The sequence below is a fragment of the Photobacterium gaetbulicola genome (assembly GCF_003025515.1).
GTDB lineage: Bacteria > Pseudomonadota > Gammaproteobacteria > Enterobacterales > Vibrionaceae > Photobacterium > Photobacterium gaetbulicola.
This window is the reverse complement of sequence record NZ_PYME01000004.1, coordinates 232,941-249,860: the sequence shown is the minus strand read 5'-3', so window position 1 is coordinate 249,860 and position 16,920 is coordinate 232,941. Positions and strand designations below refer to the sequence as shown.

General features: G+C 47.5%; 10 protein-coding genes and 1 pseudogene. 3 read left to right on the top strand and 8 right to left on the bottom strand.

Annotation, left to right across the window (positions count from 1 at the left end; all coding sequences use genetic code 11):
- Window positions 1-859: 859 nt before the first annotated feature.
- The gene (locus C9J03_RS05350) at window positions 860-3,076 is read right to left on the bottom strand and encodes an AAA family ATPase (RefSeq protein ID WP_044622244.1); all 2,217 of its coding nucleotides are present in this window, start codon (window positions 3,074-3,076) and stop codon (window positions 860-862) included.
- A 563-nt stretch (window positions 3,077-3,639) separates the two neighbouring features.
- Between C9J03_RS05350 and istA the strand changes: the two genes are divergently transcribed.
- Together istA and istB are read left to right on the top strand one after the other, a co-directional pair.
- Window positions 3,640-5,172 carry an IS21 family transposase gene (gene istA / locus C9J03_RS05345; RefSeq protein ID WP_044622245.1) on the top strand — a complete coding sequence of 511 codons (1,533 nt, stop codon included), beginning with the start codon at window positions 3,640-3,642 and terminating at the stop codon, window positions 5,170-5,172.
- Between the two features lie 9 nt (window positions 5,173-5,181).
- Window positions 5,182-5,922 carry an IS21-like element helper ATPase IstB gene (gene istB, locus C9J03_RS05340; RefSeq protein WP_044622246.1) on the top strand — a complete coding sequence of 247 codons (741 nt, stop codon included), beginning with the start codon at window positions 5,182-5,184 and terminating at the stop codon, window positions 5,920-5,922.
- Between the two features lie 257 nt (window positions 5,923-6,179).
- On the opposite strand, the gene C9J03_RS05335 is transcribed toward istB, so the two are convergent.
- The 7 genes and pseudogenes from C9J03_RS05335 to C9J03_RS05305 all read right to left on the bottom strand — a co-directional run bounded on the left by C9J03_RS05335 (window position 6,180) and on the right by C9J03_RS05305 (window position 14,506).
- On the bottom strand, window positions 6,180-6,638 hold the full coding sequence (locus tag C9J03_RS05335; protein WP_044622247.1) for a hypothetical protein: 459 nt from the start codon (window positions 6,636-6,638) through the stop codon (window positions 6,180-6,182).
- Between the two features lie 76 nt (window positions 6,639-6,714).
- A pseudogene (locus C9J03_RS05330) lies at window positions 6,715-6,921 on the bottom strand (hypothetical protein); the annotation flags it as partial.
- Window positions 6,922-6,923: 2 nt separating this feature from the next.
- Complete coding sequence (locus tag C9J03_RS05325) at window positions 6,924-8,969, bottom strand: hypothetical protein (RefSeq protein WP_044622249.1); 2,046 nt, start codon at window positions 8,967-8,969, stop codon at window positions 6,924-6,926.
- Window positions 8,966-10,717, bottom strand: coding sequence for a hypothetical protein (locus tag C9J03_RS05320; RefSeq protein WP_044622250.1), 1,752 nt, complete (start codon window positions 10,715-10,717; stop codon window positions 8,966-8,968). Before C9J03_RS05320 ends, C9J03_RS05325 begins: the two co-directional genes overlap by 4 nt.
- Window positions 10,710-12,035, bottom strand: coding sequence for a tyrosine-type recombinase/integrase (locus C9J03_RS05315; protein ID WP_044622251.1), 1,326 nt, complete (start codon window positions 12,033-12,035; stop codon window positions 10,710-10,712). The genes C9J03_RS05320 and C9J03_RS05315 overlap by 8 nt, the downstream gene beginning before the upstream one ends.
- A gap of 97 nt (window positions 12,036-12,132) precedes the next feature.
- Window positions 12,133-13,491, bottom strand: coding sequence for a glutathione-disulfide reductase (gorA, locus tag C9J03_RS05310; protein WP_044622252.1), 1,359 nt, complete (start codon window positions 13,489-13,491; stop codon window positions 12,133-12,135).
- 175 nt (window positions 13,492-13,666) lie between these two features.
- Window positions 13,667-14,506 (bottom strand): 23S rRNA (adenine(2030)-N(6))-methyltransferase RlmJ, encoded by an 840-nt coding sequence (locus C9J03_RS05305; RefSeq protein ID WP_044622253.1) that lies wholly within the window; start codon window positions 14,504-14,506, stop codon window positions 13,667-13,669.
- Window positions 14,507-14,716: 210 nt separating this feature from the next.
- On the opposite strand from C9J03_RS05305, the gene prlC reads away from it, so the two are divergent.
- Window positions 14,717-16,759, top strand: a complete 2,043-nt coding sequence (gene prlC / locus C9J03_RS05300; protein ID WP_044622254.1) for an oligopeptidase A — start codon at window positions 14,717-14,719, stop codon at window positions 16,757-16,759.
- Window positions 16,760-16,920: the final 161 nt, after the last annotated feature.

The following is a 16,920-nucleotide window of genomic DNA, read 5'->3' as shown; positions in this document are numbered from 1 at the left end:
CATTTTTTAAATATGATTAATCATAGCGGCTTTTTGAAGTAACGGTCGGAACATAAGCTAGATAAAAGCACCACCCCTGAAGACCCTGCGCACAAGGACGGTATTGCTCTTTGCTCCAGATAGAGAAAAGCCCCGCTATCCAGTGAGTGCTACCAACACCTACCTTCATCTAACGAGGCCGCTCTGTACCAAGACGTTTCCATTGTAGCTTCGGCTACAACTGGCGTCTACTGACTCATTGTGGGCGGGGGATCTAGGTTTAAACTTAGCCCCATTTTTATCTATGTAATTCAATAGCTTAAAAGCTAAGCTGTGTATAGGTAATCATAGGGTGATGCTAAATAAATCAACAATAACAATGGTTTAACTTGTGAGCTTGAAAACTATCGCTCCATTGTGCTCTGATTGAACATGAGTTGTGGCAATTAAGTACGAGGCTACTGGTTTAACGACTTGATAGTCATATTAAGTTTGCAGGTAGTCAGCTTCGCAACTCATAATTGGATAGAAATGCGTTTGTTCTGTTCCCTATCCTAAATAACTCAGATTTGTGAGAGTAACTAAAATCTTCCTCACTCAGGCCACGTAAGCGATTTACACAAAAATCGAAGTATATTAAACTTGTTTCGTTACCACTTTGGTAATTCTCCAGCCTACTGAACCGAAGTAGCTTATTACATTGTGTGATGAGGCTGCCTGTGGCAAGCACAGGCACTCAGTGGAGATTTTGCCGATGAGACAGAAAATTGTTGATGTACGTCAGTACACTCGATTTCGTCTAGGCAAGCTTGAGGTAGTGTGTAAACACCGCCGATCGCTGCCAAGACGATAAGTTGATTGAATACCTCAGTGGTAACCACTATGACTCCATCATACAGTGGTAATGTTCCTCGTCTTGACTCTCTATAAATATAGACTTGAATCTTTCCAAGTACGCTTGAGGTTCAACTTCGACCATCAAACCAATGTTCGTTGGATCGGAGTGTGAACTCCTATTAATGTAGCGATAAAAAGCTTTATGTCCTTGCTCTGGCTCTTTTTCTGCTAATTCATTTAGGATGTCAGATAGCTTGTCTCTCTTGTGTACAAAACCGAAATAATACTCAATTATGTTTCTCATCACATTAGGTAAAACGACAGGATTGGCACTGCCCTCAATGACATCTTTGATTATTTGCCATAAAGACTGATAATCATTTTTTAGCTCACCTTTATTCATTGGTTGTACATTGGTGTATTGCTTTTTATTTAAGCGATATAGTGAGTATTTATCATTGAACCTATCATTGCCCTTTCTGTCTTTACCTTGTGGAGCTAGCTTCAATAGCTCTTGATAGAAAAACAAGCTATGGGTTAGCACAATGACCTTTTTGAACTTATTGCCTTTAATGATTTTGGTGTGAGTCAGAGAGGCTATGTCATAGATATAGTTCTGAGAGAGACTAGAAATCGGGTCATCAATAACGATCAGTTTTTCTTTATCAGCAATGTCTGAATCCTTACTCATACTGCCGTTGCATTTCTCGATAAAGTACAAGAAGGTTATCAGTGTTTTTTCTCCTTCACTGAGGGACTTAAACACTTCTTTTCCTTCAATGGTCTTTTCCCCTCGGCTAAGTACAAAGTAATTTTGTTGCTCTGGGTCAGTTGATGAGACAATTTCAAAGCTCGTTAGACCTAGACTCTTCAAATTTAAATTAATTCTTTCAATGGTATCGTCAATATTTGACGTTTTTGAGCGAAGATAACTGATTCTGCTAGCAACTTTTCGACCAACCTGTTTCACTCTTTTTAAGTCTGCATTTAGTTGATTGATATCACAGTCTTTTTCATCTCTCAAACGCTTTTCCAATGAGAAAATAGACTCAGTATGATATCTAACGGAATCCCACATTCTGTCTTGGATGTCTTTCTTGCTTTCGTTGAATTTTCTTGCCTTTGTTATTATCACTTTAACTGCTGCATTGATCTCTTCAGATATACTCACTAAAGGGGCTAATTTCTCCTTATGGTCAATGATTTCAATAGATAAGCTTGGTTTTTCTATTTTGGATTTAATCAGGTCTAGGTTGTCTTGATAGACACGCTCTAGTAGAGCAATAACTGGTTCAACCTTATGTACGTTTGGGTCATATAATGAGCAGCTGATAAACGCATCTTGGATGGATGCTATATAGTTAGTAACCGCATCGGCATAAGACTTCGAGATAGCCTCTACTTTTTGCACGTTGGCAACATATGTTTTGTCAAACAATGCAGCAAGCTCAGAGCGAAAGGTGTCATCAATCGTGTCTTTCTGACAAAAAGGGCATTTTGTTTGCTCTTCCGCTAAGTAGTTGTCTCTACCATCCTTAACCCAATTTTGGTTGTTGAGTTCAGTGATAAACTCTGTGAGCTGACTACTTGAAGAACCTACAATTGGCTCAGAAAGGATGTTTGCTTCTTCAATGTTTAGACTTGGTGGGGACGGTAGTTCAATTAGTGTCGGTAGTGCTTTATCAGATTGAGTTAGGGAATCATACTCAGCTTGAAGGCTTTCAATAGAGTCTTGGGATACCCCTTTTTGAGACTCTACTTGTTTGTAAAAATTACTTTTAGGTCTTTTAAACCCTTCAAGAAACGGCGCAAGGGATGTTTTCTCGATGATATATTTTTGTTTGAATACTTCTTCGATAGCAGAATCAGTCGCCTTTCCTTGAGCTATTTTGGCTTCTGATATCTTGGTTTTGATCCCTTTGTATAATTCTAAGAGCTTTTCCTTCAATTTTGACTTTTCAGCAATTCTAGCTTCAAGATCTGCATTGTCTTTGCTCAATGTGAATACACCTTCCTGCATTGAGCTTTTTACAAAGTGTTGCTCTACAAAGGCTTGGTTGTACACGATAGGGGTAAAACGCCCTTCAACATTGAGACTGCAACTATCGAATTTTTCTCTATCATACAAGTAATTAGAGATTGTGGACTTACCTGCTCCATTTAAGCCAAAAATCAACGTATTCTGTTTTGATATATCGATAATTTGTGGTGTGGTCGGGTGGTAGCTAGTAACCCCTTTTATGGTTATAGAATCGCTCACTTTTCCCTCGCTAGTTTGACTAAATACACCAATCTTTTAGTAGCTAATTTAAGCCCTAAATATTCAATTGATCACATAGTTATACATGAGAAAAACTTGGTCAAGTTGTGTCTGTATATAAGGTGGATTGGAACAACACTAACTCATAACGGGGCAAATCTGAGCTAACCCTCTTTAAACACATTTTTGAATATCTGCGTGATCTGAGAGAAATATGACACAAGTTCACCATGTAGTGGTGAATTCTGAATTCCAGTAACAACTAGCAAGAAGTTTGTTAATTTAATCATATGCTTAATAAATGCACTATCTTATAGTGGCTACATGATAGTGGGTTAAAATACATTGATTGAGTGCGTATTCCGGAGCATTGCGCCCCCTGATTCCGGGATTATCCGATCGCTCATTCCGGTTTAAACCGATCACCGATTCCGGGATTATCCGGCCAATTTTCACCTAACTCCGGAATCTATGATCGGAATCGCCGGAATCCATACTTTTTCTCTTTTAAATCAATAGCTCACTATCCTTGCTATACATCAGATGGTTGCAAGGAAGTGACAATGCCAAAAAAGAGAATACCGATGACCAAAATTAAAGAGGTGTTACGCCTGAAATTTGATTGCGGGCTGTCCAACCGCAACATCGCTTCCTGCCTGAAAATAGGTTGCTCCACCGTCTCTGAAATCCTCACGCGCTTCAAGCAGAGCCACATTGGCTGGCCGCTTCCCGAGGCTTGCTCAGACACTGAACTTACTCGGGCGCTCTATCACCCTAAGGGTGCAAGCCAATCCAAGGCTATACCTGACTTCGCCCAGTGTTTTGTCGAACTCAAACGCAAAGGTATGACCAAACTGCTCTTATGGCAGGAATATTATGAGCAGCACCAAGAGAGAGCTTACCGGTACAGTCAGTTCTGCGAGCACTACACCCGCTGGCTTAAAAAGCAAAAGCGCAGCATGAGACAAATCCATACCGCAGGCGACAAGCTCTTCATCGATTACTGCGGCCCAACAATCCCTGTTGTTAACCCTGATACCGGAGAAGTGCGCCAGGCTCAGGTTTTTGTTGCCACCTTAGGTGCATCTAACTACACCTATGTCGAAGCCTTCCCGGGACAGGGAAAGGTCTACTGGCTGGAAGCGCATGCCAATGCCTTCGAGCACTTCGGTGGCGTCCCCAGACTCATGGTGCCTGATAACCTGCGTTCCGCCGTCAGCAAGGCAGACCGCTATGCGCCAACGATCAATGACAGCTACCAAAAGCTGGCGCATCATTATCAAACCGCCATCATGCCTGCCCGCCCTTACAAACCCAAAGATAAGGCGAAGGCGGAAAACGCGGTGTTACTGGTTGAACGCTGGATCATGATGCGCCTGCGCCATCGAACCTTCCATACCTTCAAAGAGCTGAACCTGAGTATCAGGGAGCTCATGGATGAGCTCAACCAGCGAGAGATGAAGCAAGTTGGCGCCAGCAGGAAGGCCCTCTTCGAAACCCTGGACAAACCGGCATTAAAGCCACTTCCCATCCAGCGTTATCTCTACACCGAAACAAAACGGGCCAAGGTCGGCCCTGATTACCATATCGAGTACCAACGGCATTATTACTCGGTACCACACCAGTTAGTCGGCCAACATATAGAGTTGGAGGCCACTTCGAGGCTGGTGCAGATTTACTCTCAGGGGAGCCTTGTCGCGCAGCATGCCAGAAGCACGAAAGAAAGAGGGATGAGCACATATCCCGAACATATGCCCGAGAATCACCGACACCAAAAATGGTCTCCGGAACGCCTACTGCGCTGGGGTGGTCGCATCGGCAGTGCCACACGGGAGGTGGTGAACGCTCAACTGATGTCGAAGCCGCACCCAGAGCAGGCATACCGGAGTTGCCTTGGGTTGTTGAACTTAAGTCAGAAGCATGGTGAATGCCGCCTTGAGCAAGCCTGTAAAGACGCCCTTCTGGTTAACAAACCTTACTTCCAGTTCATCAAAAATCTGTTGGTTAATCATCGCGAAGGCCAGCTCAGCCACGACACGACAGTGACTCCAGAACTTGTTCACAGCAATGTGCGTGGCCCCGACTGTTACCACTAGGAGATAACGATGAACCAACTGAATGAACGACTTAAAGCCCTTCGCCTAAGCCATGCCGCCACCGCACTGGAGCAGCAACAAGAGCAACTCTCCACGTATGCTGAGCTGACGTTCGAGGAGCGCTTGGGCCTGCTGCTCGAAAGTGAGTTACTCAACCGCAGCCAAACCAAGATCCAACGCCTGAAACGCCAGGCAAAGTTAAGGCTGGATGCCCAGCCAAGCCAAATCCTGTACAAGGAAGGCCGCGGGCTCAAACGCCAGCAGGTCAGTGAACTACTGACCGGTGGCTATCTTCATAAACACCAGAACATCTTGGTGACAGGCCCGACAGGTGCAGGCAAGACCTATATCGCTTGCGCCCTTGCAACTCAGGCTTGCGAGCAGCAACACATGGTTCGCTACTATCGTCTGAGCCGTCTACTGGATGACCTGAGTACAGGTCGCTTGGATGGCACATACCAAAAACAGCTACAGACTCTGGCAAAAAAGCAGTTACTCATCCTTGATGACTGGGGGATGGAAAAACTGTCTCAAGATCATGCGGGGCACTTGCTGGAAGTGCTTGAAGATCGATACCAAGTAAGTAGCACTATCGTTGTCAGCCAGCTACCAGTAAAGGAGTGGTACAACATGATAGGCAATGCCACCGTTGCCGATGCACTGTTAGATCGTCTGATACACCACAGCCACCGAATCGAGCTGGGAGGAGAGTCTATGCGAAAACTGGTGCAATCCGATCACTTAGAGTAAAAATAAGGGTAGAGAAAAAGTAGGTAAAAGGGTGATCGGATAAAAACGGAATCCTAGATCACAATCGCCGGAATACGCAATTGAGGCAGTAATGAGCTAACCCTAACTTGAATAAGTTAAGCTAAAAATCATTAAGCTAATTTTTTTAGCTTAAGCATAATGGGGCAGTTCTGCGTTACGATGATCTACCCCGTTAGCACGGAGATGGACAGAAGCTTTTTTGTATTCAGCCAATCTACTCTTGAGCGGTGGTGGCACTACTTAATTGGCATTACCTTGCTCCTCTTCAGCTTGGCAAGCTGCTCTCGAAGCTCTGTATTCTCATACTCAAGTTCATCAATACGAGCCAGTGCCTTAACTAACTTATCGTTTAGGTGATGCTGCTGAGCCGCAAATAGGGTTAGCTTCTCTCGCTCTGTTTCATACTTTTCTTTGTAGTTACTTTTAATGCGCTTTTGCTCTTCGAGCTTACCCCGTACCGCTTCTATTTCTGGCTGAACGTATACACCTTTACCTTCTGCAATATCAACTTTGGTATCCTTTACCTTCTCAACAAACTCTGGGTAGTAATAGCCACTGCCATTGCCCAAGTTTGCTTCTTCCTCAACGGCTCTTACACTGAGTTTGCGATGAGTCGGTATACGCTTGGGTTTTCCTTGAGTAATTCGGCCTAAAGCGGCCTCTAGCGCAAGGAGTGTATTTTCACGTTTACCCATCCTTAAATCTCCCTCACGGTTAATTCTGCTTTAAAGGCCGTAAATGCCATCCCAAAGTCTCGCATCACGTTTTCTGCCGCCCTAATAAAATGTCTTTTTTGGTCTGCTTTACCTTCTCAACAAACTCTGGGTAGTAATAGCCACTGCCATTGCCCAAGTTTGCTTCTTCCTCAACGGCTCTTACACTGAGTTTGCGATGAGTCGGTATACGCTTGGGTTTTCCTTGAACAATTCGGCCTAAAGCGGCCTCTAGCGCAAGGAGTGTATTTTCATCTTTACCCATCCTTAAATCTCCCTCACGGTTAATTCTGCTTCAAAGGCCGTAAATGCCATCCCAAAGTCTCGCATCACGTTTTCTGCCGCCCTAATTTGAGTAATATAATGACTTCTATCTGTGACCGAGATGTCTTCACCCAACGCCATGTAAGCCGATAAACTGCGATGTTTCTTCTGCCACCACTTCGCCTGTTGTTCATCAATAATGCTGCTGCCAGAGTCGCAATCTACGCAAAATTGAGGGGCAATTACCCCATCCATATCGCAGTCATACCCGCTCTTGCAGTAGCTATGCATTGAACCATGAAGTGTTAATTTTCCATCTTTGACGGCTTTGTATATAACATCCCAAGAGCTGTAGATGGTCGGCACGTCGCCACGCATTTTCATAATCGCTTTTCCATGGGTGCCAGATAAGGTTGCGTCCGAATGCCATTGTTTGAAGATTTTATTGGCGGTGGTTTCAGCGTTAATCTCTTCGAGCGCTTGCTGTATTTTTGTATCCACCTTTAAATCGAGTAGGCTCGCCAGCTTACCTCCGTTGGTATACCACTCTGTCATTGAGAGATAGAGGTGCTTAAATTGCTGCTTGAGCGCAACCAATGTCCCTAAGCGGTTCTTCACACAATAAAACGCGAGGCTACGTCTAAATTGGTGAGTGCTCATAGGCCAAGGTTTACCGACAACAACCTGTTCCTTCGCTTTCTCTAAAGAGCGAGGATTGGAGGTTATGCATTCTTGATAATCGTCTTCAGTTACCACAAAAGCAAACTGCCGACAAAAACGCTGCAAGCGGTCATTCCAGTCGATGATTAATCTCGGTGGCACTGAGCGAGCGCCTTGGTTTACCCATAATGAATTGACGAACTTCTCATCGGGGTAAGTCACTTCGCTTCGCCAGCGTTTAGTGAGTACTGTCATTAAGTCTATGGCTGTTTTGGAAGAGGCTGCTGTCACCCACGTTTCGCGTTTTTCTCCGAGCTTAAAGGTATGAGATTGCAACATGTGGTGAACTCGCCCACTCAAGGTGTCTTTGTAATAACTGTTGGGCGTCAGCTTATCCAATTCTGAGTCTCGCATCCCACTGAACCCACCGCAGACAATATAGCTCGCGGTAATGAGTTGCCCTAAGTAGCGCTTAAATTCATCGGCATAGTTCAGCGGGATGTCAGGAAGTTTTTTTGCCAATGGGGCAATAATAGTACGAGGCTCATGGGGTAGGTTACCTGTAATCGCTGCCGTGTATTTGCGGTTATCAATACTCCCATCACCATTCATAAAGGTATAAGCGAGACCTTGTCGAACTTTGTTATCTAAAATTCTCCTACCTTCAATATAGTTGTCTTGAAGTGCACCTTCGGTATCGGCCAGCAGTTTGGCATGAGGCAACGCCTCTTCAATGAGCGCTATCGCTTTGCCGTAGATAGCGTGACATAACCGCTCAGGAATGACCAAGGTTTGCTGATTATCTTTATCACTCAGTTTTTGGGCTTCGATTTTTGACTTTATGGGTTCGATGCCCAGCGGTATGTTGTGCCAGCCTGAATCACCGATTACCCCATTGATAGCAACAAATGCCTGCTCAAGTGTACTTTTAACATAACCTTTCTCCTGAAGGTCGTCATTAAGCTTTGCCCTCAGTGGCGAAGAGGAGAGCGCAGCCAGTGATGTTTGATTCTGCTGCATTAACAATAAGTAAATTTTGTTGATGTCGCACAGCCGAGAATAAACGGCTGAAAACTTCGGTGCTTTTTTTCCTTTTGGGCAGGCGTTAAAAAGCCAACCAAAGGTAAATATCTTGAGTTCACGTTGCAGCTCAGGTGCGGCGTCAAAGTTTGAGAAGTTGAGGTTATTTCTCGCCTTCTTTCGCGAAAAAGGTGCGCAATCCCAATCACTTTGCCCAAACGTTGCCGTCACGTTGCCGTCTCTATCTTTGCAGATAACAACAGCATCCAACTCTTCAAATCGTCCTTCGTGATATAGCGATATAATGTCCACGACTTGCACCTTGTGCGCTTCGGGGAAGTCCGCAGTGTATAGGTGGCTGGTTTTCATGATGATAACTCCTGAGATAGCACAGGGATTAAGCCAAGAACAGAATCAGTATCGTCCCAATTAGGGTGATAGCCTTCATCATCAAGCTTGGCTTGCGCTTTTTTGAGTAGTTTTCTGGCAATGTGGGGTAAGATTTTTTCTTCTATGAACACTATGATATCTTCAAAGTTCTGGCGGTAGTGGCTGGCGTCGAGGTGTCGGTAGAGTGATTCCTCAATGCACGCCTTAAAACTAAGTAGGCACCAGATATCTGAGAGCGACTGAACGATGACCTGACTCGGACAGCCGAAACAACCGAGCAAATCAGCACAAGCCAATTTTTCCCCTTCACTTAGCAGCCCTTGTTTGAATGCTTTCCTTGTGTATTTTTCTGACTTCTCGCCAAAGGGAGTCGCGCAACTCGCCCCATTGGGCGTGCGACTTAAATCAGGCAGATTGATTTTGTTTTCTTCTTCTATGACCAAAACATCAATACCTAAATTGGTCTGCGCCTTTTTCGGGTTTACGCCACTTTTAATCTGCTCTTCTCGTATCGACATCGTATCTTGCATCATGGCATTGTTGGTTATTCGGTTTCCTTCGCTATAGCTTCTCTTTCTCGTGTTAGGGGTATTGCCTAGCATGATGTCATTCATCATTTCGCCTTGGTGATAGGCGGTAATCTGTGCGCCCGTTTCACGAAAACGGCTAATCGTCGGGCGTAGTCTACGCCCCGTTTGGTCTGTGAAGGTAAAATGCTTTTCAACCCAGCCCCTTAGGAAAGGCTGAAGAATAGGGCCTTTCATTGGTGTGGCTTGCTGCGCAGCGACGGTTTGAAGCAGTGTGGCGTTTTTATCGGTTGATATTAATCGTGACGCATTGAGTAAGTTGTCGAAGAAAGGCATGGCGTATTTCGGTATATCCAGCTCATGCTCACCCATCTCAACTTGAATGGTTTTGAACGCTCGGCGCTTAAATGCGGGCATGGTGTACCACGTTTCTCCTACTGACGTAGAGGCATTACTTGGCTGTGGTAACTGACATAAATCACTGGTGTTTGCGTAGGTGTAATAAGACAAAAGGTATGTGCCTGCGCACATCATTTTCGATATCGCAGCACATAGCTTATAGGTTTGACCTTTCCACGAGAAGGTCATGGTGGGTGTGTTTTTGTTAGCCTTGATATGCGTTTCGGGCGATTCAATAAATTGACGATAGGTTTGCTTGAACAGACTGCGAAGGAAGGGAAGCAGTTGGTTTAAATCACTGCGAGTATAGGCTTCGAAAGGTTCGCTATCACTTTTATCCATCACTGTTATCGCGCTGAAATAGCTTGATGGACAATCCAAATAATCCCGAAATAGCACCAACATAGCAGAGTGATATCTTAGATAAGTAGAACGTTTCACAGTCCCTTGCATAACCCTAACATGCTGATGAGACATATAACCTTCCAGTGATTCTTGGCTAAAAGCTAACGCATTATTTAGGTCGCACCACCGGAGATATTGAGACAGTTGACTGTAATGCGTATACAGAGTCTTATGACTCTCTCCTTCTTCTATCCTTTCACAAAAACGGTCTTTGATTTGGAGCACAAAGCCTTCACGGTCGGCATCTTCAAATTGACCGCCTTGCTGAAGTGTTTTCGTGGCAGGCCAGTGCTTCACTAGTAAGCGATTAAAATCAGCGAAATGATGACTTTCAGTATTTAGTTGAAAACAAAGCTCTGGTTTCCAGCCGTGGAGGTATGAAACATTATTACTCATCCTCACCACCTAGCGCTTCGTGCATAATGGCATCCAAGATGCCAAATTTAACCTTGAATACTTCTTTGCGCTTCAAGAAGCGCAGGTACTTCCAAGTTGTGCTTTCATCCTTATGCCCCATCCAACCCATAAGAAGCTCCATACAATCGACAACGGGTAATTTAGCCTCTAGCAGGTCACTTAAGCGATAGGTGCCATAAGTGGCACGTAAATCATGGAAACGATGGTTAAATGAAGGTTCTGCCTCTTTTATTTCTGCCCTGAACTCAACCCACCGAGCTTCAATGGACTTCCCCGTAGCAGGGTTACCTTGCTGGCTAATAAAAAGCGGTTCGTGGCGTTCACTGCGCTCTAGTATTTCAATGCTCTTCTGGGCAAAAGGAGGAGCGTCGCTATCCAACTGCTCAATTTTCTCGTTGAGCTTGGTGACACGCTTCAGGCGGCGCTCTGAAGTTCGATATTCATTTAGCGAGCGGAGCAGATCCGATGAAATCTCGACAGTCCGAGTTTTTAGGAACTTGGTTTGTACGCCTGTAGAGCGAGGGCATAACTGGATTTCTAGGCGATGTTGGCTCTCTGCAAGCGGTGTTGCGGTATCTAGTGCATCTAGCGTTAGGGTTGCCACTTCCTCAACTCGCATGCCTGTATCCATCGCAAGCAAGGCTTGCAGGCGCAGCTCTTCAGATGTTTGCAGGAGGTGTCCGGTCAAAATGCTCAGGGCATCACGGCTTAACGGGGATAGCGGTCTGATGTTCTTGCTATCCGCATCCCTCGGTACTTTTATGCGTAAATCACTGGTCTCAACAATGAAGGTTGGGGATATATGAGCAAGCATCCCCGTGTTCTGAACAGAGACAAACTCCATTTTGAAAGGGGCCTCTTTCTCATTTTTTATGCGTAGATAACCATCGTGCATCAACCATTTATAGTAATTGACGATTTGGTTCATACGAACGCTGGCTGTGCTATGAGCAAGCTCGCCTTGCTTTATTTGCTTGAGCAGGTGAGAGCGGAACAGATAAGTCGGTTTGAGTCGTTTGACAGGTGGGAATTTATCCCAATGTAACCCCTTGTCCTCAAGAAACTGGTAGTAGGCACGTAGAGCTTGTGCGCAGGGAGATAGGTCTTCCGCCTTCTTTACGGCCTTGAGGTAAAACAGGTAGCTGTTGGCTTCGTGATTGAATACGCCATCTTGCGAAAAGAGTGTGGGCAGTGAACCGATATTGTCAGTGGTGGGTTTGCAATGGAATGTTCCATCATCCAGCTTTTTTAGCTCAGTCTCTTTGAAAACATCGCTGGAGTGTACAAGGTACGTCATAAATTATCCTGAAAAATATCACTGTCCATATATACAGTATGGACAGTGATTGATTATTTTCCAGATTTATTTACGTGTGTAAGATGCTTTTCCTACACTAACCCCTCATGGTAACGAACTCTTCAGAGCCCGTAGGGTGGATAGCCACTACTGAGTCAAAGTCTGCTTTGGTCGCGCCCATCTTCATCGCAACGCCGAAGCCTTGGATCATCTCGTCGACGGTGTAGCCGATGCCGTGCAGGCCAACGACTTTCTCGTCAGGGCCGGCACAAACCAGTTTCATCTTGCATGGCTGGCGGTGTGAGGTCACAGCGGTGTACATGGCAGTAAAGCCAGATTTGTAGACCTTGACGTTTTCCTCGCCGTACTCGGCGATGGCTTCAGGCTCGCTCAGGCCGATCGTGCCGATTGGCGGGTGGCTGAACACCACGGTTGGCACCAGTTTGTAGTCCATCTTGGCTTCTGGCTTGTTGTTGAACAGGCGTTCAGACAGTTGGCGACCGGCCTTAACCGCCACAGGCGTTAGTTCGATACCACCTTCCATGATGTCACCAACACAGTAGATGCCATCGACATTGGTACGCTGGTACTCGTCAACCTTGATGTAGCCGCGATCGTTGGTCTCAACACCAGTCGCTGCTAGGTTGATCTTGTCAGTCGTTGGGTTACGGCCGATAGCCCAGATCAATACATCGGTGTTGTGCGATTCGCCGTTTTCGAAATGCAGGGTAACTGAGCCGTCAGCTTCTTTAACCACTTCTTTCGGTACGCTGTGGGTGTGCAGTGTTGGGCCTTCTTTGTCCATCACCTCAACCAAGGTCTCAATGATCATTGGGTCGAAGCTGCGAAGTGGTGACTCTTTACGCACGAACAGGTGGGTATCGGTACCCAGCGCGCTCAGTACGCCAGCGATCTCGACTGCAATGTAGCCAGCACCAACAACCGCCGTACGCTTAGGCTGCTCGTTTAGCTCGAAGAAGCCGTTAGAATCGATACCGTGCTCGGCACCCGGTACGTTCGGGATAGTTGGCTCACCACCTACGGCGATCAGGATGTGATCTGCAGTGTAGTGCTCGCCGTTGACTTCGATAGTCTTCGCGTCAACGAACTTGGCAAAACCGTTGATCACTTCAATTTTGTTATTGCCCAGCACGTTGTCGTAAGCGGTGTGGATACGGCTGATGTAAGCTTCGCGGCTCTCGACCAGCTTGCTCCAGTCAAAGCCTTTAACGTCAACGTCAAAACCGTAGTCTTTGGCGTAAAGGTGCATAGCTTCAGCAATTTGGGCACCGTGCCACATCACTTTCTTCGGCACGCAACCGACGTTGACACAGGTACCACCCAGTGCCTTGGCTTCGACCAGTGCCACCTTGGCACCGTACATAGCCGCACGGTTTGCCGAAGCAATACCGCCACTGCCGCCGCCGATACAGATGTAATCAAAATGCTTTGCCATGACTTTACTCCAATGTTTTTTTGATTTGGTTACAGCTCCAGCTGTGTTAGCCCTAGTGTAATCAAGAATGGGAAGAGTTACGAGAGGGGGAGTTAGAGAAAGTTGGAACAAAAAATATCAGCACAAAAAAGGCGGGAAATCCCCGCCTTACAAGTTGTTAGCGGAAAATCACCGCTTATTCCGGGACGATCCATTCTAGCTTGTAGTGACCGTGATTCGGCGCGATGGCCTCTTTTAGCCAAGGCAAAATCGCTTGCATCTGGCTTTCCAGTTTCCACGGCGGGTTGATCACGATCATCCCCGAGGCGGTCATGCCGCGCTCCTCGGTATCTGGCTCAACACCCAGTTCGATTTGCAGAATCTTGCGGATCCCCAGCTCTTCCAGCCCCTTGAGCATCTTGTCGATATTCTCGCGGTAAACCACCGGATACCAGATGGCGTAGGTACCGGTTGCCCAGCGTTTGTGGCTTTCTTTGATCGCTTTGACCACATCCATGTATTCATGCTTGAGCTCGTACGGTGGGTCGATCAGTACCACGCCGCGGCGCTCTTTCGGTGGCAGGCTGCCCTTGAGGCGGGCAAAGGCATCTTCTTTGTAGATGCGGACCTGGCGGTCACCGCGGAATTCCTGCAGCAGCAGCGGGAAGTCACTCGGGTGCAGTTCGGTCAATACCATGCGATCCTGCTCGCGGATCTGGGCGCGGGCGACCTTCGGTGAGCCTGGGTAGTAGCGCAGTTCGTCACCGTTGTTCAGTACCTTGATAGCATCGATATAGCTGGCAACCTCTGCCGGGATATCGTCACGCTGCCAGATCCGGGCAATACCTTGCTTGAATTCGCCGGTTTTTTCGCTGCGCTCATCCTGAAGGTCGTAACGGCCGACACCGGAGTGGGTATCGTGGTAAACGAAGGGCTTGTCCTTCTGTTTCAGGGCATCCAGGATCAGGCTCTGGACAATGTGCTTGACCACATCGGCATGGTTGCCGGCATGGAAACTATGGCGGTAGCTCAGCATGGCTGGGATCTCGACAGAATAGGGATAATTAGGGCCAGTATTATCGCCAATTGGCTGCGAATAGCCAGTAGGAGTGACGACTTTCCGTCGTCGGTGATGCGATCTAGTTTACTATTAGAAAGTAAGTTGACGATTTAGCATGATGAAAGGATTGAATTTAGCCTCCCCAAGACGCATTTATTAATGGATAACTAATTTAAGGAATTGCGCATGACTAACCCATTACTTTCGATGACGGGCCTGCCGCCGTTTTCGCTTATCAAGCCAGAGCATGTCAAACCTGCCGTTGAGCAGGCGATTGCCGACTGCCGCGCGGCTGTGGAGCAGGTGCTGGCAGCTGATATCGCACCAAGCTGGGAAACTATCTGCGTACCGCTGGCTGAAACGGACGATCGTTTGAGCCGCATCTGGTCGCCAGTCGGCCACCTCAACGCAGTGAAGAACAGCAACGAGCTGCGCGAAGCCTATGAGAGCTGCCTGCCGATGCTGTCGGATTACGGCACCTGGGTTGGTCAGCACAAGGGCCTGTATGAAGCATTCAAGGCGATCAAGGTCGATGACAGTTTTGCCAAGCTGAGTCAGGCCCAGCAAAAGTCGATCACCGATGCGCTTAAAGAGTTCGAGCTGTCGGGTATCGGCCTGCCAGCTAAAGAGCAGCATCGCTACGGGGAGATCAGCAAGCGCCTGTCAGAGCTGTCTTCCACGTTCAGCAATAACGTGCTGGATGCCACCATGGGCTGGAGCAAGCTGGTGAGCGATGAAGCCGAGCTGGACGGTTTGCCTGAGTCGGCCTTGCAGGCGGCCAAAGCAGCGGCAGAAGCCAAGGAGCAGGAAGGCTACCTGTTCACCTTAGATATTCCGTCTTACCTGCCGGTGATGACATACTGTGACAACCGTGAACTGCGCCAGGAGATGTACGAAGCGTTTGTCACCCGAGCCTCCGATCGCGGGCCGAATGCCGGCAAGTGGGACAACAGTGAAATTATCGCCGAGAAGCTTAAGCTGACCCATGAAATTGCCCGTCTGCTGGGCTTCAATACTTACAGCGAAAAATCTCTGGCGACCAAGATGGCGGAATCAACCGATCAGGTGCTGGGTTTCTTGAACGATCTGGCCAATCGCGCCAAGCCGCAGGGCGAGCGTGAAGTGGCCGAGCTGCGTGAGTATGCCAGCACCGAGTTTGGCGCCGAAGATCTGGAACCGTGGGATTTTGCTTTCTACGCCGAGAAGCTCAAGCAGCACCGCTACAGCATATCCGACGAGCAGTTGCGTCCGTATTTCCCGGAGCAGAAAGTGGTCGCCGGCCTGTTCGAAGTGCTCAAGCGTGTCTTCGGCATGGACGTCAAAGAGCGCAAGGGGGTGGATACCTGGCACGAGTCGGTCAAGTTCTACGATATCTTTGATGGCGAAGGGCTGCTGCGCGGTAGTTTCTACCTGGACTTGTATGCCCGCGAGCATAAACGAGGTGGTGCCTGGATGGACGAGTGCATGGTCCGCCGTACTCGTCAGGATGGCACTATGCAGATGCCAGTAGCTTACCTGACCTGCAACTTCAACAAGCCGGTGGGCGATAAGCCAGCATTGTTTACCCATGACGAGGTGGTCACCCTGTTCCACGAAACCGGCCACGGTATCCACCACATGCTGACCCAGGTCGAGGTGCCGGCGGTGTCGGGGATCAACGGCGTGCCTTGGGACGCGGTCGAGCTGCCGAGCCAGTTCCTGGAAAACTGGTGCTGGGAAGAAGAAGCATTGGCCTTTATCTCAGGCCATTACGAAACCGGTGAGCCGCTGCCAAAAGAGATGCTGGACAAGATGCTGGCAGCCAAGAACTTCCAGTCGGCGATGGGTATCCTGCGCCAGCTTGAGTTCGGCCTGTTCGACTTTAGTTTGTATACCGATTATGACCCAGAATCCGGTGCCAAGGTGCTGGAAACACTGGCAGAGATCAAGTCCCGCGTATCGGTGGTACCCAGCCCGGAGTGGGGCCGTTTCCCGCACAGCTTCAGCCATATCTTCGCTGGCGGCTACAGTGCCGGTTACTACAGCTACCTGTGGGCCGAAGTCCTGTCGGCAGATGCGTATTCGCGTTTCGAGGAAGAAGGGATTTTCAACACCCAGACCGGGGCTGACTTCCTGGACTGCATTCTTGAGCGTGGCGGCAGCGAGGAGCCGATGGACTTGTTCAAGCGCTTCCGTGGCCGTGAACCGCAGATCGATGCATTGCTACGCCATAGCGGTATCACCGGATAATGAACTGATTGGGCTGGTTACTTCTTCCCAGCCCTGCATCGGACATGCTCATTGATAATTATCAACTCCGCGTGTCCTCTTTGCTCTGGGATGAAGTTCCTTCGCCGAATCAGCCATTATGCATACATAAATATTTGTTAGCGATAGATAATAAAAAAGCA

Coding starts and splice junctions, on each gene's coding strand:
- istA (WP_044622245.1), top strand. CDS start 3,640: ATGCCAAAAAAGAGAATACCGATGACCAAAATTAAAGAGGTGTTACGC.
- istB (WP_044622246.1), top strand. CDS start 5,182: ATGAACCAACTGAATGAACGACTTAAAGCCCTTCGCCTAAGCCATGCC.
- C9J03_RS05335 (WP_044622247.1), bottom strand. CDS start 6,638: ATGGGTAAACGTGAAAATACACTCCTTGCGCTAGAGGCCGCTTTAGGC.
- C9J03_RS05325 (WP_044622249.1), bottom strand. CDS start 8,969: ATGAAAACCAGCCACCTATACACTGCGGACTTCCCCGAAGCGCACAAG.
- C9J03_RS05320 (WP_044622250.1), bottom strand. CDS start 10,717: ATGAGTAATAATGTTTCATACCTCCACGGCTGGAAACCAGAGCTTTGT.
- C9J03_RS05315 (WP_044622251.1), bottom strand. CDS start 12,035: ATGACGTACCTTGTACACTCCAGCGATGTTTTCAAAGAGACTGAGCTA.
- gorA (WP_044622252.1), bottom strand. CDS start 13,491: ATGGCAAAGCATTTTGATTACATCTGTATCGGCGGCGGCAGTGGCGGT.
- C9J03_RS05305 (WP_044622253.1), bottom strand. CDS start 14,506: ATGCTGAGCTACCGCCATAGTTTCCATGCCGGCAACCATGCCGATGTG.
- prlC (WP_044622254.1), top strand. CDS start 14,717: ATGACTAACCCATTACTTTCGATGACGGGCCTGCCGCCGTTTTCGCTT.